Origin of the sequence: Methylobacterium sp. FF17, from assembly GCF_025813715.1 — a bacterium.
Taxonomy (GTDB): domain Bacteria; phylum Pseudomonadota; class Alphaproteobacteria; order Rhizobiales; family Beijerinckiaceae; genus Methylobacterium; species Methylobacterium flocculans.
Genome location: NZ_CP107532.1, coordinates 1,756,738 through 1,781,721 on the forward strand (window position 1 = coordinate 1,756,738; position 24,984 = coordinate 1,781,721).

The following is a 24,984-nucleotide window of genomic DNA, read 5'->3' on the forward strand; positions in this document are numbered from 1 at the left end:
TCAGGCCGCCGCGATCTCGGCGAGCAGGATTTCCGGAATCGTCAGCCCCTCCGCCTCGGCGCGGGCCCGGAGCGCGAGGCGTCGGCTGCCCGGCAGGCGGGCGCCCGGCTGCGCTTCGATGGATCCGGCGAGCACCGCGAACCGCTCCAGCGCGTCCGTGGCCAGCGCCGTGGCGTCGAGGGCGAGGATGAGCTGCCCGGTGCCCGGCGGATCGCCGGCGGCGTCGAGGAACGAGGAGGCCTCCCCGGCAAAGCGCGCGCCCACCAGCCCGGCGGCCAGGATCTCCACCATCAGCGCCAGGGCGATGCCCTTGGCGTCGCCCAGCGGCAGCATCGTGCCCGCCAGCGCCGCGCTCGGGTCGGTGGTGGGCCGGCCCTCGGCGTCGAGCGCCCAGCCCTCGGGGATCGCCTCCCCGCGCTGGCGGGCGCTCACGATGGCGCCGCGCGCCACCTTCGAGAGGGAGAGGTCGATGACCACCGGCGCGCGGCCGGGCAGCGGGGCGGCAAAGGCGACGGGGTTGGTGCCGAGCACGGCGCGGGCGCCGCCCCAGGGCGCCATCGCGGCGGGGGTGTTGGCGAACAGGATCGCCACGAGGCCCTGCTCGGCCAGGGCTTCCACCGGACGGCCCGCCGCGCCGCAATGGTGCGAGCGCCGGATGCCGGCCGCCGCCACGCCCTGGACCCGTGCGATTGCGGGCAGGTCGGCCACGACCCGGTCCAGGGCCGGATAGGCGAAACCGTGCGCGGCATCCACGGCGAGCAGTCCCGGCCGGGGCTGCGTGACGGACGGCACGGCGTCACCCTTCACCTTGCCCGCCCGGACCTGCGCCGCATAGGCGGGAACCCGGGACAGGCCGTGCCCCCTGAGGCCGTCGGCCTCCGCGCCGACCAGGGCACGCGCGGTGCTGTCGGCCGCAGTAGGCGACGTGCCGCATCGCAGCAACGCGTCCGTCACGAGGGCTTGGGCCTGGTCAAGGGTCAGAATCGGCATGGTCTTCGCGGTTTCCTTACTCTGCCGGTGATGCAGACGCGGCGGCTGGCCGGTCACCTCGGCGCGGTGACATCGGGTTTACTGGGCCGAGGCGCTGCAAAAATGGCACATCGCCCCGGAATTCATTCTTGATCTTTAACGGAACCGGAGTTTGGCCCCGGTTTGGGAAGTTCTGGCAAATGCTTCGGGGGGATTTGCCATAGACGCCCCAAGATCTTCGCAACATAGAACGAGAACCGATGACGGATGCCGGATCGTCTGGGCGCGCAACACAGAGCCTTGTCTTCCGCTGCAAAACGGTCGTCGAAGAAAATATTGGAGGGATCGAGCATGGCTGTCACTTTCAGAGATACTGTCTATGGCGCGGGCTTTGTTGGGTCAGATGACGGCGCTCCCAGCGCAGGATTTGGAATCGACGATGTCTCGACCTCGGCGATCTCCTTCACCGGCACCGTGAACCAGGCCGGCGATTCCATCTCGGCGACGGGCATCTTCCCGGGGGAGTCGGCCTCCTCGACCAGGACCCTGTTCGCGACGCAGTACGATTCGCAGAGCCAGATCCAGTTCACGGACAGCACGACCACGCCCACGACCCGGTACGTCCTGTCCAACTCGACCCTGACGCCCCGGCAGCGCGTCACCTTCGACAGCAACAACACCGTGGGTGACTACGCGCCGGTCTGCTTCGTCACCGGCACGGGCATCCGCGTGATCCGCGACGGCCGCGAGGTGGATGTCGCGGTGGAGGACCTGCGCGTCGGCGACCGGGCCGTGACCGCGTCCGGCCCGATCCGGCCGATCGTCTGGATCGGGCACCGCGACCTCGCGGGACAGGGCGGCGCGCTGCCCCACGCCCAGCAGCCGGTCCGCGTCAGCGCCGGTGCCTTCGGAGACGGCCTGCCGACCCGCGACCTCACCCTCTCGCCGGGCCATCCCGTGCTGGTGGGCGCGGACGACGACGCGCAGGGCGGCCACCTCGTGCCGATCATGTGCCTCATCAACGGCACCACCATCGTGCGCCTGCCGCTGGCCGCCGTCACCTACTGGCACGTGGAGCTCGACGCCCACGACATCCTGCTGGCCGAGGGTCTCGCCGCCGAGAGCTACATCGACGGGGGCGACCGTCCGTTCTTCGCGCAAGCCTCCGACCACGCCCTGCACAACCCGGATTTCGTGGCGCCGGGCTGGTCGGCCCGCTGCCGGCCGGTGGCCGTGGACGGTCCCGTCGTCACCGCCGAGCGGGCGCGCCTGAGCGCCGTGTTCGCCGACACGCTGACGGCGCAGGGCGCCTGGACCGACGCCGCCTTCACGACCGCGTGGAACTGACGAAACCGATCTCGCGGGCGGCGCTCGTGTGCCGCCCGTGACCGGAGCCCGAGCGCCCCGTCGATCGACCGTCCCGGACATGGGGGGTGCCGATCGGCGGGGCGCTTCGCTTTGGCCGCTCCCGGTGGGCGCGCTTCGCCCCGGTCAGACCCGGAAACGGGCGGCGTGGCTGCCGATCTCGTCGAGGGCCTGGGGCGCGGCCCCGGCGCGGGTCAGGGCCTCGTGCAGCTGCCGGGTGCTGACGCCGCCGGGGACGGCCAGCAGCAGGCAATGCCCCTCGGCCTGGGGCGCGCGCGCGACGACCTCCCCGTAGAGGTCCTGCAGGGCGCGCGACGCGGCCGGCTCCCAGGCCGCCACGCGGGTCGCGTGCAGGACCCAGTCGCGCTGGGCCGCCGCCGGATCGTCGAGGGGGTTCGAGACCACGAGGACGGGGGTACCGGCCGGATGCGTCGGCCGCTCGATGAAGGGCAGGCGCGCGATGACCTTGGGGCGCCCCTCGCCGACGAGCCCCTCCCACCAGGGCGCCGCGTCGGCGGACGCGCCCGAGCCGTCGGGATCGAGCCGGAAGATGCCGAGGTCGCCCCGCGAGGCCGCCACCGCCGCGATCACCGCGAGACAGGTGGGGTGCGGCCGGTAGGGCACCGTGAAGCCGAAATGGAAGCGGGCGGAATCGCGCATTGGCGCATCCCCGCCCGAGATGTCGGCATGCACCGAGAACGGCGCCTGCACGTAGGTGAAGGTGGCGATGATGACGCGCCAGATGCCCTCCACGGTGTCCAGCGGCAGCAATCCGCGATGGCGCTCGGCGACGCGGCGCATCATCGAGGCTTCCCGCCCCGGCCGGAAGGCCGAGCCGCTGGCCGAGGTCCGCTTGACGGCGATCAGCTGGTCGATGATCGACCCGCGCTGGATCAGCAGGTCATGCATCTCGGCGTCGATCCGGTCGATCTCGGCGCGCAGGTCGGCGAGGTTCTCGAGGGACGGCGCGGGTCTCGTGGTGAAGCGCATGCGGGGCTCGCGAGGGTCCGGCGAGAGATCCGGAGGAGAGGGGGTCGAGGAAACCGGCGGGGTCTCGTTCCCCCGTCATCGCCGCCCGGTCTACGATCGTGCGCGCCGAAGGGCCAGTGCGGAGCGCCGGCGGCGGTGGCCTTTCGTTGACGCGTGAGGGTGCGCACACTACCTCAACCCCCTGGGTCGCAGGGTCCTCGCGCGGATGGCATACCAGCCGGCCGCCCATCCCGGATCGACGCGCCGCCTCCTCCAACCCGTTTCCTGATCATGTCGCTGGATACCGCCCTCAAGCCCGGCACGTCCGAAGACGAAGCGGCCCGCGCCGAGGCGCCGGGCCTGGAACTGTCGCAGGCCCGCGAGCCGATGGGCCTCGTCGCCGCGTTCGGCCTGGACGAGCCCCTGGCGATGGATGCCGGCGTGCAGCTGGCCCCGTTCCAGATCGCCTACCGGACGGCCGGCACCCTCAACGCGGACCGCTCCAACGCCGTCCTGATCTGCCACGCGCTGACCGGCGACCAGCACTTCGCCCATACCCATCCGGTCACGGGCAAGCGCGGCTGGTGGGAGACCCTGGTGGGGCCGGGCAAGCCCGTCGACACCGACCGCTACTTCGTCGTCTGCTCCAACGTCATCGGCTCGTGCATGGGCTCCACCGGCCCGGCCTCCATCGACCCGGCGACCGGGCGCGCCTACGGGCTGGACTTTCCCCTGGTGACCATCCGGGACATGGTCCGCGCCCAGGCGATGCTGCTCGACCGCCTCGGCATCCCGGACCTGTTCCTCTGTATCGGCGGCTCCATGGGCGGCATGCAGGTGCTGCAATGGGCGGCGAGCTACCCCGAGCGGGTCTTCGCCGCGATGCCGATCGCCACGGGCCCGCGCCACTCGGCGCAGAACATCGCCTTCCACGAGGTCGGCCGGCAGGCGATCATGGCCGATCCCGCCTGGGCGGAGGGGCGCTACCTCGAGGTGGGCACGCGTCCCGCCAAGGGCCTCGGCGTCGCCCGCATGGGCGCACACATCACCTACCTGTCGGAGCCGGCCCTGCACCGGAAGTTCGGCCGGCGCTTCCAGGGTGGCTCGGCCCCGACCTTCTCGTTCAACGCCGACTTCCAGATCGAGAGCTACCTGCGGCACCAGGGCCTCAGCTTCGTCGAGCGCTTCGACGCCAACGCCTATCTCTATCTCACCCGGGCGATGGACTATTTCGACCTCGCCGCCGACCAGGGCGGCGTGCTCGCCAACGCCTTCAGGGGGACGAAGACCCGGTTCTGCGTGATGTCCTTCACCTCCGACTGGCTGTTCCCGACCTCCGAATCCCGCGCCATCGTGCACGCGCTGAACGCGGCCTCGGCCCCCGTCGCCTTCGTGGAGGTGGAGAGCGACAAGGGCCATGACGCGTTCCTCCTCGACGAGCCCGTGATGTTCGCCGCCGCGCGGGGCTACATCGACGCCGCCGCCCGGGCGCGCGGCCTGTGACGGCGTCCCGATCTCCGATCCAGGAACGCCCCTGGGAGACCGCCGAGGCACTGCCGCGCGACGACGCGGGCAGCACCCGCGTCGACCACCTCGTCGTGCTCGGCCTCGTGCCGGAGAATGCCCGCGTCCTCGATATCGGCTGCGGCGACGGAGCCCTGCTCGCCCTGCTGCGGGACCGGCGCGGCGTCGACGGGCGCGGCATCGAACTCTCGCGCGAGGGCGTCAATGCCTGCCTCGCCCGGGGCCTGCCGGTGATCCAGGGCGACGCCGACACGGACCTGGCGAACTATCCCGACGGCGCCTTCGACGTGGTGGTGCTGTCCCAGACCATCCAGGCGACCCGCAACCCGCGGATCGTACTGGAGCATCTGCTGCGCATCGGGCGGCAGGTGGTCATCTCGTTCCCGAATTTCGGCCATTGGCGCGTGCGCTCGGAACTCGCCCTGCGCGGGCGCATGCCGGTCACCGCCCTGATGCCGGAGGAATGGTACGAGACCCCGAACATCCATCACTGCACCATCCGCGACTTCGTCGGCCTGTGCCGGACGGTGAACGCGAAGATCGAGAAGGCGACGGCCCTCGACGCGCGCGGCCGGCCCATGCGGTTCGCGATGCCCTGGTGGGTCTGGAACCTGATGGGGGCCCAGGGCGTGTTCCTGCTGCGTCGCGGGGGCGCCGGCGATCCCGCGCCCTGAGCGAGGGCGCGGGATCGCTGTTGCACGTGAAAACCCTTAACCCTGTTGGCTGCGCCGGATGAGCAGGGTCGCGACCTCGTAGGTCACCTGCGCGCCCCCCGCCTCGAAGACCCGCAGGACGCGGCGCAGGGCGCCCGGCCGCAGGGGCATCCCCCCGCCGGGGGTGTCCGCCCCGATGGCGCGCAGGGATCGCAGGAAGGCGCGGCCATCGGCGTGGGGTTCGAGCAGGGCCTCGGCCGAGACGCAGAGCGTGCAGCCGGGAACCGCCAGCGCCGCGAGGTCCGCCAGGGCGGGGTAGCGGGGCGTCGCCGCCTCCAGGCCACAGGCCGCGTGCGCGGCCCGCCACTCGGTGAAGCTGCCCGAGGACAGGGTCGCCACCGCGAGCAGGCCGCCGGGGGCGAGGAGCGCGGCGAGGCTCGCCAGCGTGCCCGGAAGATCCTCGAACCATTGCGCCGCGAGGCTGGAGGCGATGAGGTCGAAGCCGGGGGCAAGGCAGGGCCGCTCCGCATCCATGACGAGGACGCGCAGGTTCGCCGCCCCGGCGAGGCGGGCGCGGCAGCGCCGGACCATGCCGGGCGCGATGTCGGTGGCGAGGAGCGTGCCGCCGTGCCCGTGTTCCCGTAAGGCCGTGGTGAGCAGGCCCGTCCCGCACCCGACCTCGAGGATGCGCCGCGCCGCCCGGGCTTCCCCCGCGATGCGTCCGGCCAGCCGCGCGGCGGCCTCGGCCTGGATCCGGGCCGCGCCGTCGTAATCTTCGGCGCCGTCGAAGGCCCGGGCCACTGCCTGCTTCCAGGAACGCATCACGGCTGCCGTCGGGATCGTCTGCGAGAGGCGGCGATAGCGCCTGCGCGGGGGCGGCTCAAGGTCCGGCCGGTCCGGTTCACGCCGCCAGCGCCGCCTCGATCATCCGCGCCACCGCGAGGGCGCGGCCGTCATCGCCGAAGCGGGCCACCACCTGCACGCCGAGCGGCAGGCCGTCGCTCGGGACCGGGACGGTGACGCAGGGGACGCCCATCAGGGTCCAGAGGCGGTTGTAGCGGGCGTCGCCCGTGGTGCCGAGACCGGCCGGTGCGCGGCCGGGCGCGGAGACGGTCAGGATGGCGTCGACGTCGCGGAACAGGTCCTTGAGCACGCGGCGGGCCCGGTGCGCGCTGCGCCGGGCCTCGTCGTACGCGGCGGCGTCGAGGGCCTGGGCCGCGTCGAGCTGGTCGCCGAGTTCCGGGCTGAGCCGGGCGCGGTGGTGGGTGTATTCCCAGGCCAGTGCCTGGCGCGCCTCGTAATCCTGGATGGTCGCGTGGCAGGCCCAGGCTTCGGGCAGCGGCGCCGGCAGGGTCAGGTCGCCGACCCGTGCACCGGCGGCCTCCAGGGCGCGCACGGCCGTCGAGAGTGCCGCTAGCGCCTCCGGATCGGCCGGGCCCGCGAAATCCTGGAGGCAGAGGCCGATGCGCGGGGTGCCCGGCGCTTCGTCGAGATCGAGCCCCGGCCGGTCGGCGATCAGGCTCAGGCCCTGCGCGATGTCCCGGATGCCGGCCCCGAACAGGCCGAGGGTATCGAGCGCCCAGGAGAAGGTCTTGACGCCGACCGTGGGCAGGAGGCGGAAGGACGGCTTGATCGCCGCGACCCCGCAGAACGCCGCCGGGCGGATCACCGAGCCGCCGGTCTGGGTGCCGATGGCCAGCGGGACCATGCCGGCGGCGACCGCCGCGGCCGAGCCCGCCGAGGACCCGCCGGGGGTGTGGCCCCGATCTCGCGGGTTCACCGTGGCGGTGGGGTCGTGGCTGGCGAACGGCGAGGTGGTGGTCTTGGCCAGCGGGACGGCGCCGAGCGCCCGCAGCCGCGCCACGATGGCCGCATCGGCCTTGGGTTGCCAGCCGGCATAGATCGGCGAGCCCATCTGCGTGGGCAGGTCGGCGGTGTCGATGATGTCCTTGATGCCCACCGCGATGCCCGCGAGCGGCCCCCCGCGGGGGATCGCCGGGTCCGGGTGCTGGCGGACGATCGCCCCGATTCCGGGATCGCGTGCCGCGATGGCCTCCTGGGAGAGGCGGACGGCACCGGCCGGATCCAGGGTGCCGGCGGCGATGCGGGTACGGAGATCGACGAGGGACAGCATGCGGGCTTGGTCCGGCCTGCGTCGGCGGCTGTCAACACCGTTCCACAAGGTCCGCGTTTCGCGTGGCATCGTTGACGCATCGTTTACGCAACGCTGCGCATCGTCCGCATCATGTGGCGTAGCGTATTCGCATTCTCAGGCTTGGCGTTGTTCGGTGCGGGCCTCACGGGCTGTGCCCTCAACAGGTTCGAGCAGCGCGAGCCCTGGCGCGACCAGACCGAGCAGGCCTGCAACGCCAAGCGGCTCGTGGAGACGACGGAGTTCGTCACCCCCGCCAAGGAGATCAGCGGGCCGGGCGTCTGCGGCATGCTCCAGCCCTATCGCGTCACCCGCCTCGGCAGGGGCACCGTCGCCCTCAAGCAGCGCGTGACCCTGGCCTGCCCGGCGCTCACCGAGGCCGAGGCCTGGCTCGCCGACACCATCCAGCCGGCCGCGAACCTGTATTTCGGCCAGCCGGTCGCCGAGATCAACGCGGGCACCTATGCCTGCCGGGGCCGCAACAACCAGGTCGGCGCCAAGCTCTCGGAGCATTCCTTCGGCAATGCCCTCGACATCATGTCGTTCAAGCTCGCCGACGGCTACGTCATCACGGTGAAGGGCGGCTGGCGCGGTACCGAGGCCGAGCAGGGCTTCCTGCGCGAGGTGTTCCTCGGCGCCTGCGCCCGGTTCTCGACGGTGCTGGCGCCGGGTTCGAACGTGTTCCACTACGACCATATCCACGTGGATCTCGCCCGCCACGATCCACGCGGCCTGCGCCGGATCTGCCAGCCGCTGATTAAGTTCGTGCCGCAGCTCGGCGCCGACGGAATGGCCCGTGCCACGGCCCGGCCGCGTCCGCCGGAGCGCCTGCCGGCCCCGCCCCAGGCGCCGATCGACGTCGAGGAGGACGATCCCTACGGGGCGACGCCGATGTCGTCCCGGCAGCCCGCGCGGCCGGCCCCGTCGCAGCTCGCGCACGCACCGGCCCGGATCCCGGCGCAAGCTGCGGCCCCGATGCGCCCGCCCGCGCCGGCGGTCGCCTACACCGCCGCGCCTCGTCCCCCGACCCCGCGCCCGCCGGCACCCCGGGTCGCGGCCGCCCTCCCCCCGGAGGATTTCGCCTCCGAGCCGCTCTCGCTGGCGGCGCCCGGGCTCGCCGATCCGATCTACTGAGGTGTGCCCGGCGAACCCCAGGCCCCCGAGAAAGCGACGCCGTTTCCCGGCGCGTGCTTGACACACCGGGCCGAGCCGCCATCGTTCGGGCAAGACTTACGGACTCCAGCGGAATAAAGACGCCGGCATGCGCCCGAACCCTCTCTCCACCGCCTTCGCCCTCGGCCTCGTCCTGGCCGGCGCCCTCCAGCCGGCCCTCGCCCGCTCCGGCCGCGAGGAGATCACCCCCGCCGAGGAGCGCGAGTTCAACTACGAGGCCGATATCCCGGGCTGCCAGGCGCCGGAGGTGCTGGAGCGGCTCTCGTCCCACTTCGCCGAGAAGGAGGCGAAGTTCTGGAACTCGTCCCTGACCATCCTGCGCTACGAGCGTATCGAGCGGACCGCCTGGCGGCCCTGGGGCCTCGACTACGTCCCGCGCCGCTTCTGCAGCGCGGTCGCCACCACCTCGGACGGCGTCCGCCGCAAGGTGGACTATTCCGTGCGTGACGGTCTCGGCATCATCGGGGCCGACTGGGGCATCGAGTTCTGCGTCCACGGCCTCGATCGCAACCTCGCCTACGCCTACGCCACGGCCTGCCGCGAAGCCCGTCCGTGACGCTTCGCCCGCGGCCGACCCTGCGCCTCGCCCTGGCGGGCCTGACCCTGGCGCTGGCGGCGCCCGATCTGCGGGCCCAGGGTTTCGAACGCGGCGGCACGCCGGGGTCGTTCGACTTCTACGTCCTGGCCCTGTCCTGGTCGCCGACCTATTGCGACGGCCCCGGGGCCCGTCGCGAGGCGGACGGCCAGTGCCGGCCGGGGCGCGGCCTCGGCTTCGTCGTGCACGGGCTCTGGCCGCAATACACCCGCGGCTATCCCTCCAACTGCGCCTCCGTCGAGCGCTCGCCGACCCGGCAGGCCATCGCGGTGGCGAGCGAGGTCTATCCGAGCGAGGGGCTGGCCCGGCACGAGTGGCGTACCCACGGCACCTGCTCGGGCCTCGACCCGGTCTCGTACTTCCAGGCGGCCCGCGAGGCCCGCGCGGCGGTGACGATCCCCGAGGCGTTCAAGCTCCCGGAGCGCGGCACCCGGATGGCACCGATCGAGGTCGCCCGGCAGTTCGTGACGGCCAATCGCGGCCTGCGCCCCGACATGATGTCGGTGACCTGCCGGAGCGGGCAGCTGCAGGAGGTGCGGATCTGCTTCACCAAGGACCTGCGCGGCTTCACCCCCTGCCCCGAGGTCGCGCGCCAGAACTGCCGCGCCGGCGAGGTCGCGGTCGACGCCGCGCGCTGACGCCGTCTCCGACCGGCTCTTGGTTCGATGCGCGATTCCCGCCCCGAGCGGAGGCGCCGGGCATCTGTGAGACGGGTTCCGAAGTCATGAATTACCGCCACGCCTTCCACGCCGGCAACTTCGCCGACGTTCTCAAGCACCTCGTGCTGACCCGCGTCCTCGCCCATCTCTGCCTGAAACCCACCGGGTTCCGGGCCATCGACACCCATGCGGGCCTCGGCTTCTACGACCTCACCGCCGACGAGGCCGGGCGCACCGGCGAATGGCAGGAGGGCTGGGGCCGTCTGGCGACGCCGTTCCCCGAAGCCGTCGAGGCCCTGCTCGCCCCCTATCGCGCGGCCGTCGCGGCGACGCGGGAGCGCCACGGGGCGGACACCTATCCGGGCTCGCCCGCCCTCATCCGCGAGTTCCTGCGCCCCACCGACCAGGGCGTGTTCGTGGAACTGCACCCCGCCGATGCCGAGACCCTGCGGGCGCGCTTCAACCAGGATTCGCTGTCCAAGGTGATGCACCTCGACGGCTGGACGGCGCTCAATGCCCTGATCCCGCCCCCGGAACGGCGCGGCGTGGTCCTGATCGACCCGCCTTACGAGGAACTCGGCGAGATCGACCGCCTCGGCGCCGCGCTGGCGAAGGCGGTCGCGAAATGGCCCACCGGCATCTATCTCGGCTGGTACCCGATCAAGGACGTGGCCAAGGTCGACCACATGGTGGCCGAACTCGATCGCGCCCTCGCCCGCCCGGCCCTGCGCCTCGACCTGATGGTCTCCGCGCCCGACCCGACCCGCCTCAACGGCAACGGGCTCATCGTCATCAACCCGCCCTGGCGGCTCGCCGAGGAGGCGATGCTGTTCCTGCCCGCGCTCGCCGAGCGCCTGGCCCGGACCGATTACGGCGCCTTCCGCTGCGAGGCCTTCGGCGCGGCGGCCTGAGTGCTCAGGCGAGCAGGCGTCCCTCCAGGGGAAACACCTTGGCGGGGTTCATCAGCCAGCCGGGGTCGAACACGTTCCTCACCCGCATCTGCTGCTCGAGGTCGGCCTGGGCGTACTGGAAGCGCATGAGCTCGCGCTTCTCGATGCCGACGCCGTGCTCGCCGGTGAGGCAGCCGCCGACCTCGACACAGAGCTTCAGGATCTCGTCGCCGGCCGATTCCGCCTTCTCGATCTCGCCCGGCGTGTTGATGTCGAACAGGATCAGCGGGTGCAGGTTGCCGTCGCCCGCATGGAACACGTTGGCGACCCGCAGGCCGCGCTCGGCGCAGATGGCGCCGATGCGCTCCAGCACCTGTGGCAGCTGGCCCGTGGGGATGGTGCCGTCCATGCAGATGTAGTCCGAGATGCGGCCCGTGGCGCCGAAGGCGGATTTGCGGCCCTTCCAGATCGCGGCGCTCTCGGCCTCGGACTTCGACACCCGCAGGCTCGTCGGGTTGAAGTCGCGGGCGATGGCCTCGATCCGGGCGAGCATGGCCTCGCACTCGGCATCCGAGCCCTCGACCTCGATGATCAGCATGGCCTCGGCGTCGCGGGGATAGCCGGCCTGGGCGAAGTCCTCGGTGATGAGGATCGCCTCGCGGTCCATGTACTCGATCGCCACCGGGATGATGCCGGCGCCGATGATGGCCGCCGTGCAGGCGCCCGCATCCTCCACCGAGCCGAAGCCGACGAGGGCCGGGCGCGCGCCCTCAGCCGCCCGCAGGATGCGCACGGTGGCCTCGGTGACGATGCCGAGCTGCCCCTCGGAGCCGCAGACGAGGCCGAGCAGGTCGTAGCCGCCGGAATCGAGGTGCTCGCCGCCGATCTCCACCACGGTGCCGTCGTTCATCACCAGGGTGACGCCGAGGAGGTTGTTGGTGGTGACCCCGTATTTCAGGCAGTGCGCGCCGCCCGAATTCATCGCGATGTTGCCCGCGATGGTGCAGGCGAGCTGGCTCGACGGGTCGGGGGCGTAGAAGAAGCCCTCGTGGCTCACCGCGCCCGAGATGGCGAGGTTGGTGATGCCGGCCTCGACCCGGGCGGTGCGGTTCTCGTAATCGAGGGCGAGGATGCGGTTCATCTTGGCGACGCCGAGGATCACCGCGTCCTCCTGCGCGATGGCGCCGCCGGCGAGCGACGTGCCGGCGCCGCGCGGCACCACCCGCACCCCGTTGGCATGGCAGAAGGCCATGATGGCCGAGACTTCGGCGGTGGTGGAGGGCAGCACCACGGCCAGCGGCATCTTCCGGTAGGCGGTGAGCCCGTCGGTCTCGAAGGCGCGGCGCTCGTCCTCGGTGGTCACCAGGGCCTCGGGCGCCACGAGAGGGGCGAGCCCGGCGATGATGGCCTCGCGGCGGGCGACGATGCCGGCATCCGGCACGGGAAAGGCGATGGACATGGGCGCTCCTCGCGGTGGTCTCGCCTTCATCCGGCACTCAGGCATGTCGGGGTAGACCTGACGTCCGGGACAGGGGCGATGTTGGGGAGAATCGTAAGCCAAACGCGCGCCGGCTGCACCCGTCGGACGGTCGAACGGAGGTTCGAAAGCGAAACCATCGCCCTGAAGCTTCGTTTCGTCGCAGTGCGCGACGGCGTGCTGAGGCGTTCTCAGCTTCGATCTGTTCTAAAACGTCAAGCTCTGCCATAAGCCAAGGCGGCTTCTGCCGCCCAACGGAGGAAAACAACAATGCGTCATCTGATCCTCGGCGCCGCGCTCGCGCTCCTGCTGCCCCTCTCCGCCCAGGCCCAGGATGCCGGCGATGCCGCAGCCGGCGAGAAGGCCTTCGCGCCCTGCAAGGCCTGCCACGCCTTCGGCAAGAACGGCGTCGGGCCGGACCTGAAGGGCGTCGTGGGCCGCAAGGCCGGCGTCCATGAGGGCTACAACTATTCCGCCGCCCTGAAGGGCTCGGGCCTGACCTGGGACGAGGCCAACCTCAAGGAGTGGCTGAAGGATCCCAAGGCCAAGGTGCCGGGCAACAAGATGGTCTATCCGGGCCTCAAGGACGACAAGAAGCTCGCCGACGTGATCGCCTACCTCGGCACGCAGAAGTAAGACCCGGCCTTCCGGGACCGTTCGACGGCGCGCCCGTCAGGAAGAGCCGTTCCCGCCCCCGCGGGGACGGCTCTTTTGCGTGAGGGGCTCCCGGTCGAGACCCGGCTCTTCGCGATCCGGTGCGACCTCAGACATCCGCCCCGGCGCGGGATTCCGCGTGGGACGTCTCCGGGTCGCCCGCATGCGCGAGGTTCTCGTGGAGCGAGGCGCGGAGCTGGACGAGGGTGTCGAGGAGGGCGCGGCGCGCCTCCATGTCGAGCCCCGTGAGGCCGCCGGCGCGACCCGGCACGCATTCCATCCGCTCGCGCAGGCTCCGGCCCTTGACGGTGAGGAGGATGCTGACCTGGCGCTCGTCGACGCGGTCGCGGGTGCGGCGCACGTGTCCGGCCGCCTCCAGGCGCTTGAGGAGCGGCGTCAGGGTGCCGGAATCGAGGAACAGCCGCTGGCCGATCTCCTTGACGGTCAGCCCCTCCTCTTCCCACAGCACCAGCAGCACCAGATATTGCGGATAGGTCAGGTCGTGTCCGGCGAGCAGCGCCCGGTAGGCGCGCCCGAAGGCGTGGGCCGAGGCGTAGACGGCAAAGCAGAGCTGGCTGTCGAGGCTCAGGGGATTCGAGCCCGGGGGCGGCTCGTTCGGCGGGCGAGTCTGCCGTCCCGACATGGCGCGGTGTCCTTCATGGGGTGGACCGGACGAAACCGGTCCTGTGTCGCGACCTTATGCAAAACTCATATTGCGCACAATCGAGTTCCGTGCGACAAGAAATCTAGATTGTGCGCAATCGATACGCCCCGGCATCCGTGGGGCTGGCGCAGGATCGCCCCGTTCGACGAACAGGAGAGACCGACCATGAAGGCACTCTACACCGCCCACGCCCATGCCACCGGCGGCCGCGAGGGCTCCGCCGCCACCGACGATGCCAAGGTCGACGTCAAGCTCTCGACCCCGAAGGAGCTCGGCGGCGGCGGTGGCGCCGGCACCAACCCCGAGCAGCTCTTCGCAGCCGGCTACGCCGCCTGCTTCCTCGGCGCGATCAAGTTCGTGGCCGGCAAGGACAAGATCACGGTCGCCGAGGATTCCAAGATCGAGTCGAGCGTCGGCATCGGCCCGCGCGACGACGGCACCGGCTTCGGCCTCGTCGTCGCCCTCAAGGCCACCCTGCCGGGCCTCGAGCGCAGCGTCGCCGAGGACCTCGTGAAGCGCGCGGACGTGGTGTGCCCCTACTCGCATGCCACGCGCGGCAACATCCAGGTCGACATCTCCGTCGCCTGACGGTCTTCGCCGTGGCGGCTCGTCCCCGCCACGGCCCGGGGCGCTCAGAAGTGGCGCCCCAGCACCTCCCGCACCCGCTCCACCATCTCGGCCACCGGGACCGAGAACTGCGCGGGCCGCGCGGCCTTCCACTCGGCGTTGCTGGTGATGGCGGCCGCCGCCTTGGCGCCCTCGATCAGGTCCTTGATCTGGACCTCGCCGGCCTCGCGCTCGTTCGAGCCCTGGATGATGGCGCACGGGCTGCCGCGCCGGTCGGCATACTTCATCTGCGCCTTCATGCCCGAGCCGCCGAGGTAGAGTTCGGCTCGGATGCCGGCCTCCCGCAGGGCCGAGACGAGGCGCTGGTAATCGGCGATGTTTTCGCGGTCCAGCACGAGGACCACGACGGGGCCGGGCTTGGTGATGCCGTCGAGCAGCGGGCTCTTCACGAGCTGCAGCGCCGAGAACAGCCGCGAGACGCCGATGGAGAAACCGGTCGCCGGCACCGGCTCGCTGCGGAAACGCCCGACGAGGCCGTCGTAGCGCCCGCCGCCCGAGACCGAGCCGAAGCGTACGGTCTGCCCGTCCTCGTTGGTGACCGGGAAGGTCAGCTCCGCCTCGTAGACCGGGCCGGTGTAGTATTCGAGCCCGCGCACCACCGAGGGGTCGATGCGGATGCGCCCGTCATAGCCCGCCGCCGCGAACAGGGCGGCCATCTCGGTGAGCTCGCGCACGCCCTCCAGGCCGATGGTGCTGCCCGCGAGCGACGTTTCGAAATTCGCCAGCGTGGCGGCATTGTCGGTGGTGGCCGCCTCGGCGCCGGTCCAGCCGGTGAAGGCCAGGACACGCCCGATCGCGTCCTCGGCGAGGCCCGCCCCCTTCGTGAAGTCGCCGCTCTCGTCCTTGCGGCCGGTTCCCAGCAACTCGCGCACGCCCGAATCGCCGAGCCGGTCGAGCTTGTCGATGGCGCGCAGCACGGTCAGGCGCTGGCCGGCCTTGTCGGGACCACTGAGCCCGATCGACTCCATCAGCCCGTCGAGCACCTTCCGGTTGTTGACCTTGACCACGTACTGGCCGGTGAGCCCGAGCTTCTCGAGCGTGTCGGCCATCAGCATGCAGATCTCGGCATCGGCCGCCACCGAGCCGGCCCCGACGATGTCGGCGTCGAACTGCATGAACTGGCGGAAGCGCCCCGGCCCCGGCTTCTCGTTGCGGAAGACGTAGCCCGCCCGAAAACTCCGGTAGGGCTTGGGGAGCGCGTCGAAGTGCTCGGCCACGTGCCGGGCCAGCGGCGCGGTGAGGTCGTAGCGCAGCGAGAGCCAGGCCTCGTCGTCGTCCTGGAACGAGAACACGCCCTCGTTCGGCCGGTCGAGGTCGGGCAGGAACTTGCCCAGCGCCTCGGTGTACTCGACGAAGGGGGTCTCCAACGCCTCGAATCCGTAGAGCTCGAAGCTCTGCCGGATCGTCTCCAGCATGCGGTGCTGAGCCGCGATCTCGTCCGCGCGCCGGTCGACGAAACCGCGCGGCAGGCGCGGCTTCAGGGTGTCGGCCTTGCCGGAATCGGCCTTCTTGGAATCGGCCTTGGCCATGGGATGCGTGTCCGTCGGAACTGTTCGGGGTTCCGGGGGCTCTATCGCGGGCAACGGGGGGCGGCAAGCGCCGGAGCCGGCGTCCGGGACGGCGCGGCTCAGAGCTTCAGCACCAGCAGCGCCGCGAGGCCGAGGAGCGCCAGCGGGATCTGCACCGGGCGCAGGCGCGCGAAGTACAGGGGCGCCTCGCCGCGCCGGGCCGCGATCGGATCGAGGATCGCGATCGCCGCGAAGCCGAGGAGGAGCAGGCTCAGCGCGGCCACGGTCCGGTCGGTCACGGCGAGCACCAGGGCCGCGAAGCCGAGGCTGAACAGGCCGATCATGGTGGCGACCTGGCTCAGCCTCGCCCCGCCCTCGGTGCGGAAGCTCAGGCCCCGGCGGACCCCGGACAGGAACAGCAGGATGGCGCAGCCCCACAGGAGGGTCAGGGTCAGGGCCGCGTCCCCCCACGCTTCACCCCGCCAGCCCCACGCGGCGGCGGCGCCGGCGAGGAAGGGCAGCATCGGCCCGTAGCCGAACACGATGCTGAGCCAGGGCACGCGGCGCGGCTCGGTGACGTGAAGCGTGCGGCCGTCGGGGTGGTCATCCATGGGGGCGGTCATTCATGGGGGCGGTCATTCGTGCGCGTGCGGTCCTCGGTCGGTCCCCGCCAACCCCGGCGCCGCGGCCCTGTTCCGGAGGTCCGCGCGCTCCGGCCGCGTTCGGGCTCAGGACGTGGAGGCCGGACCCGGCGCGCCATCGGGTTCGTCCCCAGGGTCCCGGGGCTGCCGGCCCCTTCCCTCGGCGGTGGTGTCGAGCCAGAGGACCAGTGCGAGGGCGAGGAGCGCGGGAGCGCCGAGCGCGAGGAAGGCGCCGCTCCAGCCGAGCCAGGATTGGGCGAGGCCGCCATACCAGGCCGAGAGCGCGCCGCCGATGCCCTGGATGGCGTTGAGCGAGCCCAGAGCCGTCTGGGTGCGGCCGGAGCCCCAGGTCAGGTCGGCGACCACCACCGGCACGGCGACGCCAATGATGCCGGAGGCGACCCCGTCGAGGATTTCGGCCGAGATCAGCCAGAGGGGATCGTCGATGAAGGCCGAGAGCAGGGCGCGGACGGGCAGCACCGCGCAGGCGGCGATGAGGAGCTGGCGCCGGCCGCGCCGGTCGGCGAGCGACCCGGCGAACAGGGCCACGGGGATCATCACGAGCTGCGCCACCATGACGTAGCGGGCGGTCCAGCTCGTGGCGTCGGCGGCGGTGGCCACCAGCTTCTGGCCGAGCAGCGAGAGCATGCCGCCGTTGCCGAGGTTGAACAGGGCCAGCGCCACGGCGAGCACGAGGAGCTTGCGGTTGGCGACGATGCTGCGCAGGCCGGCACGCGCGGGCTTGTCGTCCGAATCCTCCTGCCAGCCGAGCGCCCGGCGCTCGCTGTAGCAGTGCCCCGGCGTCGTGAGCGCGGCGAGGATGGCCAGCACCGCCATGCCGCCGAGCACCCAGAAGGCGATGGCCGGGCCGAACGCGCCGGTGCCGAGGCTGATGCCGCCGGCGGCCAGCAGGATGCCGAAATGGTTGAAGGCCTGGTTGCGGCCCTGCTGCTTCGGGAAGCGGTCCTTGCCGACGATGCCGAGGGTGAGCGCCGTCACGGCCGGCAGGAGCAGCGTGCCCCCCGCCGCCGCCAGCATCTGCGCGGCGAAGACGGGCACGACCCCCCGGGCGGGGAGCAGCAGCAGCGTGCCGCACAGGATCGCCCCGCAGGCCAGGGCGATGAGGAGCCGGGGCCGGCCGAGCCGGTCCACCAGGGCACCGAAGGGCCCGCTGAGCAGGAGGGAGCCGACGCCCACCAGGGTGGTGACGAAGCCGATGCGGGCCGGGCTCCAGGCGGCGGCCTCGGCGAGCCAGGTGCCGAGGAAGGGGCCGAGCCCACCCTGGATGTCGCCCGTGAAGACGTTGATCAGGGCGAGGTGATGGGTGGCGAGCATGCAAACCTGGGGCTGGAGCGGTCCGCCAGCCAAGAACGCGCTCTCGCCGAACAAGAACGGGTTCTCGCCGAGCCGGACCGGGAGCCTCTAACGGCCAAGCCTCGGTTTTCGATCCCGGGACGGAACGGGCTCGCCCCATGCCGCCCGCCCCGCCGGGAGGGACGCGCCGCACGGGGACGGCGCGTCACGCGCGGGGCGCGGGCGGAGGTTGCCTCAGGAGGCGAGCGGGCCGGTCGCGCCCTGGGCCTCGGCTTCCATCGCCTTCTGGCGGTAGAGGCCGACGAAGTCGATCGGGTCGATGTAGAGGGGCGGGAAGCCGCCGTTGCGCACGGCTTCGGCGACGATCTGGCGCGCGAAGGGGAAGAGCAGGCGCGGGCACTCGATCATCACCGCCGGGTGAAGCTGGTCCTGCGGGATGTTGCGCATGCGGAAGATGCCCGCATAGGTCAGTTCGAAGGCGAACAGCACCTCGCCGTTGATCTTGGCGTCGCCTTCCAGGGTCAGCTCGACCTCGAAATCGACGTCGGCGATCTGCCGGGCGTTCACGTTGACCTGGATGGCGATCTGCGGGCCGGTCTCCTGCGGCTGCAGCGAGCGCGGCGCGTTCGGATTCTCGAAGGAGAGGTCCTTGGTGTACTGCGCGAGCGCGTTGATCGTCGGGGTTCCGTCGTCGGGCTGCGCCGTGGCGCCACCGTTGCCGTTCGGTGCCGGAGTGTCGGCCATGGCGTTCTGTCCTCTCGCTGGGTCTTCGGGCGCCGGAGGAGCGATGCCGTGCCTGAACGGTGGCTCGGCTCCGACAGCGCGTCCGGGCCGGTCGCGCGAGCCGCGACGATGCGACCGCCCGGCCGACGCGCAAGCGCGCTATCATGCCCGTCCGGGCGGAACAAGCAGAGGTGTGCGGCGGCCCGGGACGTCCCCGACCGGTGGGCGCCTGCCTGGAACCCGCGCGCGAAATGCCCCATATCCTTTTCGCGACCCGAAGAATTCCCGATCTGAGGACTTCTCCACGCGAGGACATCAAGCCATCCCGCCCTTGCCCTCACGACGAACCGGCTCGATCCTTCAGCGGCTCTCCGTTAAAGCGCGGGAAGATCGAGCGTCTCGGCCGGATGGTCCGGTCGGGTCTCCCGGGCAGGCGGTTCGGCCGGGTTTCGGGACCCCTTGGAACACCATATTCGTGCGACGGCCACGATCGGATCAGTGATGCAGGACTCCTTCGACTTGACGACCCTGATCTTCCTCGCGCTGGCGGTCTTCGTCATCTGGCGGCTTCGCTCGGTCCTGGGCCAGAAGACCGGCGCGGAGCGCTCGCCCTTCAAGCCGGCGGACCGCAGCCGCACGGACTCGCCCACCGCGCGCGGGGACGGCGACAACGTGGTGCGCCTGCCCGGCAGCGACCGGGCCCAGGCCCCGGCCGAGCGCGGCCAGACGGCGGTCAAGACCGAGGTGCGGGACTGGCGCGGCATCGCCGAACCCGGCTCGGCCATCGCCCAGGGCCTCGAATCCGTGGTGCAGGTGGAGTCGAACTTCGATCCCCGCGCCTTCGTGGAGGGTGCCAAGAGCGCCTACGAGGCGATCGTGATCGCCTTCGCCAAGGGGGACCGCAAGACCCTGCGCAGCCTGCTCTCCCGCGAGGTCTGCGAGGGCTTCGAGCGGGAGATCGACGCCCGCGAGGCCCGGCGCGAGACCGTGGAGACCACCTTCGTCTCCCTGGACAAGGCCGAGATCGTCGCCGTGGACGTGAAGAACCGCGTCGCGCAGATCACCGTGCGCTTCCTGTCGCACCTCATCACCGCCACCCGCAACGCGCAGGGCGAGGTCACGGATGGCAGCGCCGAGGCCGTCGTGGAGGTGCCCGATGTCTGGACCTTCGCGCGGACGCTGGGCACCCGCGACCCGAACTGGCAGCTCGTGGCCACCGAGGCCGGCGCCTGAGCCCGAGACACGCTCTCGCGAGACACGTCCCCGCGTGACATTCCCCCTGCGCGCGGCCGTCACGGCCGCCCTCGTTGCCATAAGCCTCCCGATCCCCGGCTCGGCCGCCCCCGCGGCCGGGCCGTTTCGCGTCGGCGACGCCGTGCTGGAGCCGGTGGACCCCGCGACCCTGCCGGGCTTTCCCGGCGCGGACCCGGCCGCGTCCCTCGCGGCCTTCCGCCGGACCTGCCTCGCCGCGACGCCCGCGGCCCAGCCCGCCACGGTCACGGGATCGGCCACCGATCTCGCCGCCGCCTGCGCCCGGGCCGCCGCCACCCCCGAGGCTGAGGCGGCGCGCTTCTTCACGGACGCCTTCGGCGCCTACCGCATCGTCCGCCCCGCCCTCGACGGGGCCCCGGAACGCCGCACCGGCTTCCTCACGGGGTATTTCGAGCCGGAACTCACCGGCTCGCCCGGTCCGGCCCCCGGCTTCAGCGCCGCCGTGCTCGCCCGGCCCGACGATCTCGTCAGCCTGGAACCCGGCGAGACGCGACCCGGCCTCGACCCCACCTTGCGCGCCGCGCGCCGGGTCGGCGACGCCTTCGAGGCCTATCCCGACCGGGCGGCCATCGAGGACGGGGCCCTCGGCGCGCGGGCCCGTCCCCTCCTCTACCTGCGCGACGCCGTCGACCTGTTCGTGCTCCAGGTGCAGGGATCCGGCCGGGTCCGCCTCCCCGACGGGCGCTCGGTGCGCGTGCTCTATGACGGGCGCAACGGCCGCCCCTACACCTCCATCGGCAAGCTCATCGTCTCGGAAGGCCACCTCCCCCTCGAGGGGCTCACCCTGGCGCGCTGGACCGGCTGGCTGCGGGCGAACCCCGAGCCGGCACGCCGCCTGATGCGGGCCAACGCCTCGTACATCTTCTTCCGGCTGGCCGAGATCACCGATCCCGCCCTCGGGCCGCCGGGTGCCGCCGGCGTGCCCCTCGCGCCGGGCCGGAACCTCGCGGTCGACGCCACCCTGTGGCGCTACGGGCTGCCCTTCTGGCTCGACGGACGGATCGCGGGCGATCCCGCCCCGGGCCGCCTCGTGGTGGCGGCCGATACCGGATCCGCCATCGTCGGACCGGCGCGCGGCGACCTCTACGTCGGCACCGGCGCGGAGGCCGGCATCCGGGCCGGGAACCTGCGCGATGCGGTGGGCTTCATCGTCCTGCTGCCGAAACCCGTGGCCGCGCCCGAGGCCCCGTCCACGCCATGAAGACACCGCGACGCCCACGCGGCCTCTCCGGGGAGGATGCCTATCTCTGGGGAGAGATCGCCCGCCTGATCGTGCCCCTGCGCGGGCGCGCCGCCGCCCGCACCCAGGTGCCGGCCCCCGCCGCCGGAACCGCGGCGGCGCCGAAGGCCGGTCCGGGTCCCGCCCCGAAGGTGCCCCCGCCCCCCGGCCCGCCCAAACCAATGCCGAAGACGCTCGCCAAGCGCGCCGCACTGAAACCGGGCCCCGCCCCGGTGGCGCCGGTGCCGGCCCCCCCTCCCCCGGCGGCGCCGGGCCTGGAGCGACGCGTCCGTCTCGCCCTGCGCCGGGGCGCGCTGCGGGTCGATGCCCGCATCGACCTCCACGGGATGTACCAGGCCGAGGCGCACGGCGCGCTGATGGGCTTCCTGATGCGGGCCCGCGCCGCCGGGCACACCCATGTCCTCGTCGTCACCGGGAAGGGCGGACCGACCTACGACGAGGCCTTCTCCGAGCGCGGCGTGCTCCGGCGCAGCGTCCCGCACTGGCTGCGGGCGCCGGAACTGCGCAACGTCGTGCTCGGCTTCGAGGAGGCGGCCCGCCACCATGGCGGGGCGGGCGCGCTCTATGTGCGTCTACGCCGCCGGTGATCCAGCTTGACGCGGGAGGGCGCTTGCGAAAGCCGGCGAAACGCGCTAGCGGTGAGGTCTCTCCTCGTTACGCCGTTCTGCATCCGTGAGCCCAGAGGCTCCGCAAAGACGATGCGCGGAGCCGTTTTCCCCGAAGACGGTTCGACTGACAGGCGCCGCAAAGGCGCCCGGCGATCATATCCCCCGACGACCGATTTCTTGAATTCTACTTTCCACGACCGCGAAAACTCAGACGCTCTGCCCCGCCTCGCCCTCCCCGCCGGTTCTGAATCTCCCATGACGTCACAGTACGATGCCCTTCCCGTGGACGAGTCGGCCGAGGGCGGAATCGTCGCCGCCGACCTTGATGCCGTGCGCGAGGTCAAGCTCCAGGACCTCAAGTCCAAGACGCCGACCGACCTGATCGCCTTCGCCGAGGAGGTCGAGGTCGAGAACGCCTCGACCATGCGCAAGCAGGAACTGATGTTCGCCATCCTGAAGCAGCTCGCTGCCAAGGAAGTCGAGATCATCGGCGCCGGCACCGTCGAGGTCCTGCAGGACGGCTTCGGCTTCCTGCGCTCCTCCGATTCGAACTACCTGCCGGGCCCGGACGACATCTACATCTCGCCGACGCAGATCCGCCGCTTCGGCCTGCGCACCGGCGATACCGTCGAGGGCCCCATCCGGGGACCGAAGGACGGCGAGCGCTACTTCGCCCTGCTCAAGGTGAACACGATCAACTTCGAGAACCCGGAGAAGATCAAGCACAAGGTTCACTTCGACAACCTGACGCCGCTGTTCCCGACGCAGCGCTTCAAGCTCGAGCTCGACAATCCGCCGAAAAAGGATTTTTCGCCCCGGATCATCGATATCGTCGCCCCCATCGGCAAGGGCCAGCGCGCCCTGATCGTGGCGCCGCCGCGCACGGGTAAGACCGTACTGATGCAGAACATCGCCCAGTCGATCACCATCAACCACCCGGAATGCTACCTCATCGTGCTGCTCATCGACGAGCGCCCCGAGGAAGTGACCGACATGATCCGCTCGGTGAAGGGCGAGGTCATCGCCTCCACCTTCGACGAGCCGGCTACCCGCCACGTCCAGGTCGCCGAGATGGTGATCGAGAAGGCCAAGCGCCTCGTGGAGCATGGCCGCGACGTGGTCATCCTGCTCGACTCGATCACCCGCCTCGGCCGCGCCTACAACACGGTGGTGCCGTCGTCCGGCAAGGTGCTGACGGGCGGTGTCGACGCCAACGCGCTGCAGCGCCCGAAGCGCTTCTTCGGTGCCGCCCGCAACATCGAGGAGGGCGGCTCGCTCTCGATCATCGCCACCGCGCTCATCGATACGGGCTCGCGCATGGACGAGGTGATCTTCGAGGAGTTCAAGGGCACCGGTAACTCGGAAATCATCCTGGACCGCAAGGTTTCGGACAAGCGCATCTTTCCGGCCATCGACATCACCCGCTCCGGAACCCGCAAGGAAGAGCTGCTGGTGCCGCCGGATTCCCTCAAGAAGACCTATGTGCTCCGCCGCATCCTCAACCCGATGGGCGTCACCGACGCCATCGAGTTCCTCATGGACAAGCTGCGCCAGACCAAGAGCAACAACGACTTCTTCGATTCGATGAACACCTGAGACCGGATCCGCTCGGTCGAAGCGGACGCTGTTCCGTCAGGCCCGAGCGACGTTTCGGTGAAGTTTCGATTGGGGTTGCGTTCGGTGGCGATGCGGGCAACGGCTCGTGTCGCCACTCTCGTTTCGAGCGTGGGTCCATCACGTCGCGGGCTCGGCTCGAACGCCCATCGGGCACGCTCGCAACTATCTATTTTCCAAGAATAATAAAATAATTCGCCGGCTTAACAAGGCGCGGGGCCGTGCGTCAGGACCTCTCTCGGAGCCGATCGGATGTCGAACGCGAGTACCATCTACGCGCCGGCCACCGGCTTCGGGCGCGCCGCCATCAGCGTGATCCGGATCAGTGGACCGGCATCGGCGGATGTGCTCGGACGCCTGACGGGTGCCCTCCCCCCACCGCGTCGCCTGTCCCTGCGGACCTTGCGAAACACGGACGGCGATGTGCTGGATCAGGCCCTGGTCGCCTGGATGCCCGGCCCTGGAACGGTCACGGGCGAGGACATGGCGGAGCTTCATCTCCATGGCGGCCTGGCCGTGCGCAGCGCCGTTCTCGGGGCGCTCGCAACCGTGCCCGGCTGCGAGCCCGCGCAACCCGGCGCCTTCACCCGTCGCGCCTTCCTGAACGGCCGCCTCGATCTCACGGAGGCGGAGGGCATTGCCGACCTGATCGATGCCGAGACCGAGGCGCAACGGCGCCAAGCCCTGCGCCAGCTCGACGGCGCTCTCGGGCGCCAGGTCGCCGATTGGCGCACGCGGCTCATCGATCTGCTGGCCGGGGTCGAAGCGGCCCTCGACTTTTCCGACGAGGGCGATGTGGACGAGGCGGCCCTCGACGCAGCCCTGACCGCGAAGGCCGCTCTCCTGCGGGATGAGATCGCCCGCACCCTGGCGGATGGGCGGCGCGGCGAGCGCCTGCGCGAAGGGTTCGTGGTGGTGCTGGCGGGCGCCCCGAACGCCGGGAAGTCCACCCTGCTCAACGCCCTGTCCCGTCGCGATGCGGCAATCGTCTCGGCGATCCCAGGGACGACCCGGGACGTCATCGAGGTCCGCTGCGATCTCGGTGGGCTACCCGTCATCCTCGTCGATACGGCTGGCTTGCGGGACGCCGGCGATCCGATCGAGGCGGAGGGCATTCGGCGCACGCGCGTCCGCATGGAACAGGCCGATCTGATCCTGTTGCTGCGTGCGCCGGATGAGGCGGGAAACGCGGCCTCGCACACGGACGAGACTGATCTGCACGTGCCGGCGGGGGTGCCGACACTCACGATCCGGACGAAGCAGGATGTCGTCGCCTCAGGCGCGGAGGCCGAGGATCAGACCGCACTGCGGATCTCGGCACTGACCGGTCTCGGGCTCGATCGCCTTCTCGGCCGCATCGAGGCACAGGCGGCCGAAGCGGTCGGGGGCGGGAGCGCACTGATCACCCGGGAGCGGCATCGCCTCGGTCTGGCCCGGTGCCGCGATCACCTCGACCGCCTGCTCGCGGGAAGCGCCTTGCCAGAGCTCGCGGCCGAGGATCTTCGCCTCGCGGTGCGTGCACTCGGCGAGGTCGCCGGCATGGTCGGTGTCGAGGAATTGCTGGATCGCTTGTTCTCGGGCTTCTGCATCGGCAAATGATCCGACGGGGCGGGTCGATAGCCGGACGTCTCGGCAGCGCAGTCCTGACGGCAGGAAGGCTGTGTTGCCGGCACCGCACAAGCGTCTTGTTTCA

25 protein-coding genes are annotated in these 24,984 nt (G+C 71.3%); 14 read left to right on the forward strand and 11 right to left on the reverse strand.

Annotated elements, in window-relative coordinates:
- Positions 1–990, reverse strand: a complete 990-nt coding sequence (locus OF380_RS08125; protein ID WP_264050268.1) for an Ldh family oxidoreductase — start codon at positions 988–990, stop codon at positions 1–3.
- A gap of 122 nt (positions 991–1,112) precedes the next feature.
- Positions 1,113–1,322 (reverse strand): hypothetical protein, encoded by a 210-nt coding sequence (locus tag OF380_RS08130; protein ID WP_264050269.1) that lies wholly within the window; start codon positions 1,320–1,322, stop codon positions 1,113–1,115.
- On the opposite strand from OF380_RS08130, the gene OF380_RS08135 reads away from it, so the two are divergent.
- Entirely contained in the window at positions 1,321–2,316 is a 996-nt protein-coding gene (locus OF380_RS08135) for a Hint domain-containing protein (RefSeq protein WP_264050270.1), read from the forward strand. The two genes, OF380_RS08130 and OF380_RS08135, sit on opposite strands and share 2 nt — an antisense overlap.
- A 144-nt stretch (positions 2,317–2,460) precedes the next feature.
- Here the strand turns inward: OF380_RS08135 and OF380_RS08140 are convergent, their stop codons facing one another.
- Complete coding sequence (locus OF380_RS08140; protein WP_264050271.1) at positions 2,461–3,324, reverse strand: chorismate mutase; 864 nt, start codon at positions 3,322–3,324, stop codon at positions 2,461–2,463.
- A 366-nt stretch (positions 3,325–3,690) separates the two neighbouring features.
- Here OF380_RS08140 and metX point away from each other — a divergent pair, with 366 nt between their 5' ends.
- Together metX and metW are read left to right on the forward strand one after the other, a co-directional pair.
- The gene (metX, locus tag OF380_RS08145; RefSeq protein WP_404810605.1) at positions 3,691–4,806 is read left to right on the forward strand and encodes a homoserine O-acetyltransferase MetX; all 1,116 of its coding nucleotides are present in this window, start codon (positions 3,691–3,693) and stop codon (positions 4,804–4,806) included.
- Positions 4,803–5,501 (forward strand): methionine biosynthesis protein MetW, encoded by a 699-nt coding sequence (gene metW / locus OF380_RS08150; protein ID WP_404810554.1) that lies wholly within the window; start codon positions 4,803–4,805, stop codon positions 5,499–5,501. Before metX ends, metW begins: the two co-directional genes overlap by 4 nt.
- 36 nt (positions 5,502–5,537) lie before the next feature.
- Here metW and OF380_RS08155 read toward each other — a convergent pair whose 3' ends face one another.
- A complete protein-coding gene (locus OF380_RS08155) occupies positions 5,538–6,302 on the reverse strand; it encodes a methyltransferase domain-containing protein (RefSeq protein WP_264050272.1) in 765 nt (254 codons plus the stop codon).
- A gap of 79 nt (positions 6,303–6,381) precedes the next feature.
- A complete protein-coding gene (locus tag OF380_RS08160) occupies positions 6,382–7,614 on the reverse strand; it encodes an amidase (RefSeq protein ID WP_264050273.1) in 1,233 nt (410 codons plus the stop codon).
- A 111-nt stretch (positions 7,615–7,725) separates the two neighbouring features.
- Here OF380_RS08160 and OF380_RS08165 point away from each other — a divergent pair, with 111 nt between their 5' ends.
- The 4 genes from OF380_RS08165 (at position 7,726) to OF380_RS08180 (ending at position 10,970) form a co-directional block, all read left to right on the forward strand.
- Positions 7,726–8,766, forward strand: a complete 1,041-nt coding sequence (locus OF380_RS08165) for an extensin-like domain-containing protein (RefSeq protein ID WP_264050274.1) — start codon at positions 7,726–7,728, stop codon at positions 8,764–8,766.
- Between the two features lie 127 nt (positions 8,767–8,893).
- On the forward strand, positions 8,894–9,361 hold the full coding sequence (locus OF380_RS08170; RefSeq protein WP_264050276.1) for a hypothetical protein: 468 nt from the start codon (positions 8,894–8,896) through the stop codon (positions 9,359–9,361).
- Positions 9,358–10,038, forward strand: coding sequence for a ribonuclease T2 family protein (locus OF380_RS08175; RefSeq protein ID WP_404810555.1), 681 nt, complete (start codon positions 9,358–9,360; stop codon positions 10,036–10,038). The genes OF380_RS08170 and OF380_RS08175 overlap by 4 nt, the downstream gene beginning before the upstream one ends.
- Before the next feature lie 86 nt (positions 10,039–10,124).
- On the forward strand, positions 10,125–10,970 hold the full coding sequence (locus OF380_RS08180) for a 23S rRNA (adenine(2030)-N(6))-methyltransferase RlmJ (RefSeq protein WP_264050278.1): 846 nt from the start codon (positions 10,125–10,127) through the stop codon (positions 10,968–10,970).
- A gap of 4 nt (positions 10,971–10,974) precedes the next feature.
- Here OF380_RS08180 and OF380_RS08185 read toward each other — a convergent pair whose 3' ends face one another.
- Positions 10,975–12,408, reverse strand: a complete 1,434-nt coding sequence (locus tag OF380_RS08185; protein WP_264050279.1) for an FAD-linked oxidase C-terminal domain-containing protein — start codon at positions 12,406–12,408, stop codon at positions 10,975–10,977.
- A 288-nt stretch (positions 12,409–12,696) separates the two neighbouring features.
- Between OF380_RS08185 and OF380_RS08190 the strand changes: the two genes are divergently transcribed.
- Entirely contained in the window at positions 12,697–13,062 is a 366-nt protein-coding gene (locus tag OF380_RS08190) for a c-type cytochrome (protein WP_264050280.1), read from the forward strand.
- A gap of 127 nt (positions 13,063–13,189) precedes the next feature.
- On the opposite strand, the gene OF380_RS08195 is transcribed toward OF380_RS08190, so the two are convergent.
- A complete protein-coding gene (locus tag OF380_RS08195; protein ID WP_264050281.1) occupies positions 13,190–13,723 on the reverse strand; it encodes a MarR family winged helix-turn-helix transcriptional regulator in 534 nt (177 codons plus the stop codon).
- A 186-nt stretch (positions 13,724–13,909) separates the two neighbouring features.
- Between OF380_RS08195 and OF380_RS08200 the strand changes: the two genes are divergently transcribed.
- Positions 13,910–14,332: an organic hydroperoxide resistance protein gene (locus tag OF380_RS08200; protein WP_264050282.1), complete on the forward strand. Its 423-nt coding sequence runs from the start codon at positions 13,910–13,912 to the stop codon at positions 14,330–14,332.
- A 44-nt stretch (positions 14,333–14,376) separates the two neighbouring features.
- On the opposite strand, the gene hisS is transcribed toward OF380_RS08200, so the two are convergent.
- The 4 genes from hisS to secB all read right to left on the reverse strand — a co-directional run bounded on the left by hisS (position 14,377) and on the right by secB (position 18,578).
- Positions 14,377–15,900: a histidine--tRNA ligase gene (gene hisS, locus OF380_RS08205; RefSeq protein WP_264050283.1), complete on the reverse strand. Its 1,524-nt coding sequence runs from the start codon at positions 15,898–15,900 to the stop codon at positions 14,377–14,379.
- 98 nt (positions 15,901–15,998) lie between these two features.
- Positions 15,999–16,490 carry a DUF3429 domain-containing protein gene (locus tag OF380_RS08210; RefSeq protein WP_264050284.1) on the reverse strand — a complete coding sequence of 164 codons (492 nt, stop codon included), beginning with the start codon at positions 16,488–16,490 and terminating at the stop codon, positions 15,999–16,001.
- 117 nt (positions 16,491–16,607) lie between these two features.
- Positions 16,608–17,855 carry an MFS transporter gene (locus OF380_RS08215; RefSeq protein ID WP_264050285.1) on the reverse strand — a complete coding sequence of 416 codons (1,248 nt, stop codon included), beginning with the start codon at positions 17,853–17,855 and terminating at the stop codon, positions 16,608–16,610.
- Positions 17,856–18,068: 213 nt separating this feature from the next.
- On the reverse strand, positions 18,069–18,578 hold the full coding sequence (gene secB / locus OF380_RS08220) for a protein-export chaperone SecB (RefSeq protein ID WP_264050286.1): 510 nt from the start codon (positions 18,576–18,578) through the stop codon (positions 18,069–18,071).
- Between the two features lie 480 nt (positions 18,579–19,058).
- On the opposite strand from secB, the gene OF380_RS08225 reads away from it, so the two are divergent.
- The 5 genes from OF380_RS08225 (at position 19,059) to mnmE (ending at position 24,890) form a co-directional block, all read left to right on the forward strand.
- On the forward strand, positions 19,059–19,790 hold the full coding sequence (locus OF380_RS08225; protein ID WP_264050287.1) for a Tim44/TimA family putative adaptor protein: 732 nt from the start codon (positions 19,059–19,061) through the stop codon (positions 19,788–19,790).
- 34 nt (positions 19,791–19,824) lie between these two features.
- Positions 19,825–21,030, forward strand: a complete 1,206-nt coding sequence (gene mltA, locus OF380_RS08230; protein ID WP_404810556.1) for a murein transglycosylase A — start codon at positions 19,825–19,827, stop codon at positions 21,028–21,030.
- Positions 21,027–21,656 carry a Smr/MutS family protein gene (locus tag OF380_RS08235; protein ID WP_264050288.1) on the forward strand — a complete coding sequence of 210 codons (630 nt, stop codon included), beginning with the start codon at positions 21,027–21,029 and terminating at the stop codon, positions 21,654–21,656. Before mltA ends, OF380_RS08235 begins: the two co-directional genes overlap by 4 nt.
- Positions 21,657–21,932: 276 nt before the next feature.
- Entirely contained in the window at positions 21,933–23,273 is a 1,341-nt protein-coding gene (rho, locus tag OF380_RS08240; protein ID WP_264050289.1) for a transcription termination factor Rho, read from the forward strand.
- A gap of 270 nt (positions 23,274–23,543) precedes the next feature.
- Positions 23,544–24,890 (forward strand): tRNA uridine-5-carboxymethylaminomethyl(34) synthesis GTPase MnmE, encoded by a 1,347-nt coding sequence (gene mnmE, locus OF380_RS08245; RefSeq protein ID WP_264050290.1) that lies wholly within the window; start codon positions 23,544–23,546, stop codon positions 24,888–24,890.
- Positions 24,891–24,984 lie beyond the last annotated feature (94 nt).

What these genes read in the sequence shown, in the direction of transcription:
- OF380_RS08125 (WP_264050268.1), bottom strand. Translation starts at nt 990, where the DNA reads ATGCCGATTCTGACCCTTGACCAGGCCCAAGCCCTCGTGACGGACGCG.
- OF380_RS08135 (WP_264050270.1), top strand. Translation starts at nt 1,321, where the DNA reads ATGGCTGTCACTTTCAGAGATACTGTCTATGGCGCGGGCTTTGTTGGG.
- OF380_RS08130 (WP_264050269.1), bottom strand. Translation starts at nt 1,322, where the DNA reads ATGCTCGATCCCTCCAATATTTTCTTCGACGACCGTTTTGCAGCGGAA.
- OF380_RS08140 (WP_264050271.1), bottom strand. Translation starts at nt 3,324, where the DNA reads ATGCGCTTCACCACGAGACCCGCGCCGTCCCTCGAGAACCTCGCCGAC.
- metX (WP_404810605.1), top strand. Translation starts at nt 3,691, where the DNA reads ATGGGCCTCGTCGCCGCGTTCGGCCTGGACGAGCCCCTGGCGATGGAT.
- OF380_RS08155 (WP_264050272.1), bottom strand. Translation starts at nt 6,302, where the DNA reads ATGCGTTCCTGGAAGCAGGCAGTGGCCCGGGCCTTCGACGGCGCCGAA.
- OF380_RS08160 (WP_264050273.1), bottom strand. Translation starts at nt 7,614, where the DNA reads ATGCTGTCCCTCGTCGATCTCCGTACCCGCATCGCCGCCGGCACCCTG.
- OF380_RS08165 (WP_264050274.1), top strand. Translation starts at nt 7,726, where the DNA reads ATGTGGCGTAGCGTATTCGCATTCTCAGGCTTGGCGTTGTTCGGTGCG.
- OF380_RS08170 (WP_264050276.1), top strand. Translation starts at nt 8,894, where the DNA reads ATGCGCCCGAACCCTCTCTCCACCGCCTTCGCCCTCGGCCTCGTCCTG.
- OF380_RS08180 (WP_264050278.1), top strand. Translation starts at nt 10,125, where the DNA reads ATGAATTACCGCCACGCCTTCCACGCCGGCAACTTCGCCGACGTTCTC.
- OF380_RS08185 (WP_264050279.1), bottom strand. Translation starts at nt 12,408, where the DNA reads ATGTCCATCGCCTTTCCCGTGCCGGATGCCGGCATCGTCGCCCGCCGC.
- OF380_RS08190 (WP_264050280.1), top strand. Translation starts at nt 12,697, where the DNA reads ATGCGTCATCTGATCCTCGGCGCCGCGCTCGCGCTCCTGCTGCCCCTC.
- OF380_RS08195 (WP_264050281.1), bottom strand. Translation starts at nt 13,723, where the DNA reads ATGTCGGGACGGCAGACTCGCCCGCCGAACGAGCCGCCCCCGGGCTCG.
- OF380_RS08200 (WP_264050282.1), top strand. Translation starts at nt 13,910, where the DNA reads ATGAAGGCACTCTACACCGCCCACGCCCATGCCACCGGCGGCCGCGAG.
- hisS (WP_264050283.1), bottom strand. Translation starts at nt 15,900, where the DNA reads ATGGCCAAGGCCGATTCCAAGAAGGCCGATTCCGGCAAGGCCGACACC.
- OF380_RS08210 (WP_264050284.1), bottom strand. Translation starts at nt 16,490, where the DNA reads ATGGATGACCACCCCGACGGCCGCACGCTTCACGTCACCGAGCCGCGC.
- OF380_RS08215 (WP_264050285.1), bottom strand. Translation starts at nt 17,855, where the DNA reads ATGCTCGCCACCCATCACCTCGCCCTGATCAACGTCTTCACGGGCGAC.
- secB (WP_264050286.1), bottom strand. Translation starts at nt 18,578, where the DNA reads ATGGCCGACACTCCGGCACCGAACGGCAACGGTGGCGCCACGGCGCAG.
- OF380_RS08225 (WP_264050287.1), top strand. Translation starts at nt 19,059, where the DNA reads ATGCAGGACTCCTTCGACTTGACGACCCTGATCTTCCTCGCGCTGGCG.
- OF380_RS08235 (WP_264050288.1), top strand. Translation starts at nt 21,027, where the DNA reads ATGAAGACACCGCGACGCCCACGCGGCCTCTCCGGGGAGGATGCCTAT.
- rho (WP_264050289.1), top strand. Translation starts at nt 21,933, where the DNA reads ATGACGTCACAGTACGATGCCCTTCCCGTGGACGAGTCGGCCGAGGGC.
- mnmE (WP_264050290.1), top strand. Translation starts at nt 23,544, where the DNA reads ATGTCGAACGCGAGTACCATCTACGCGCCGGCCACCGGCTTCGGGCGC.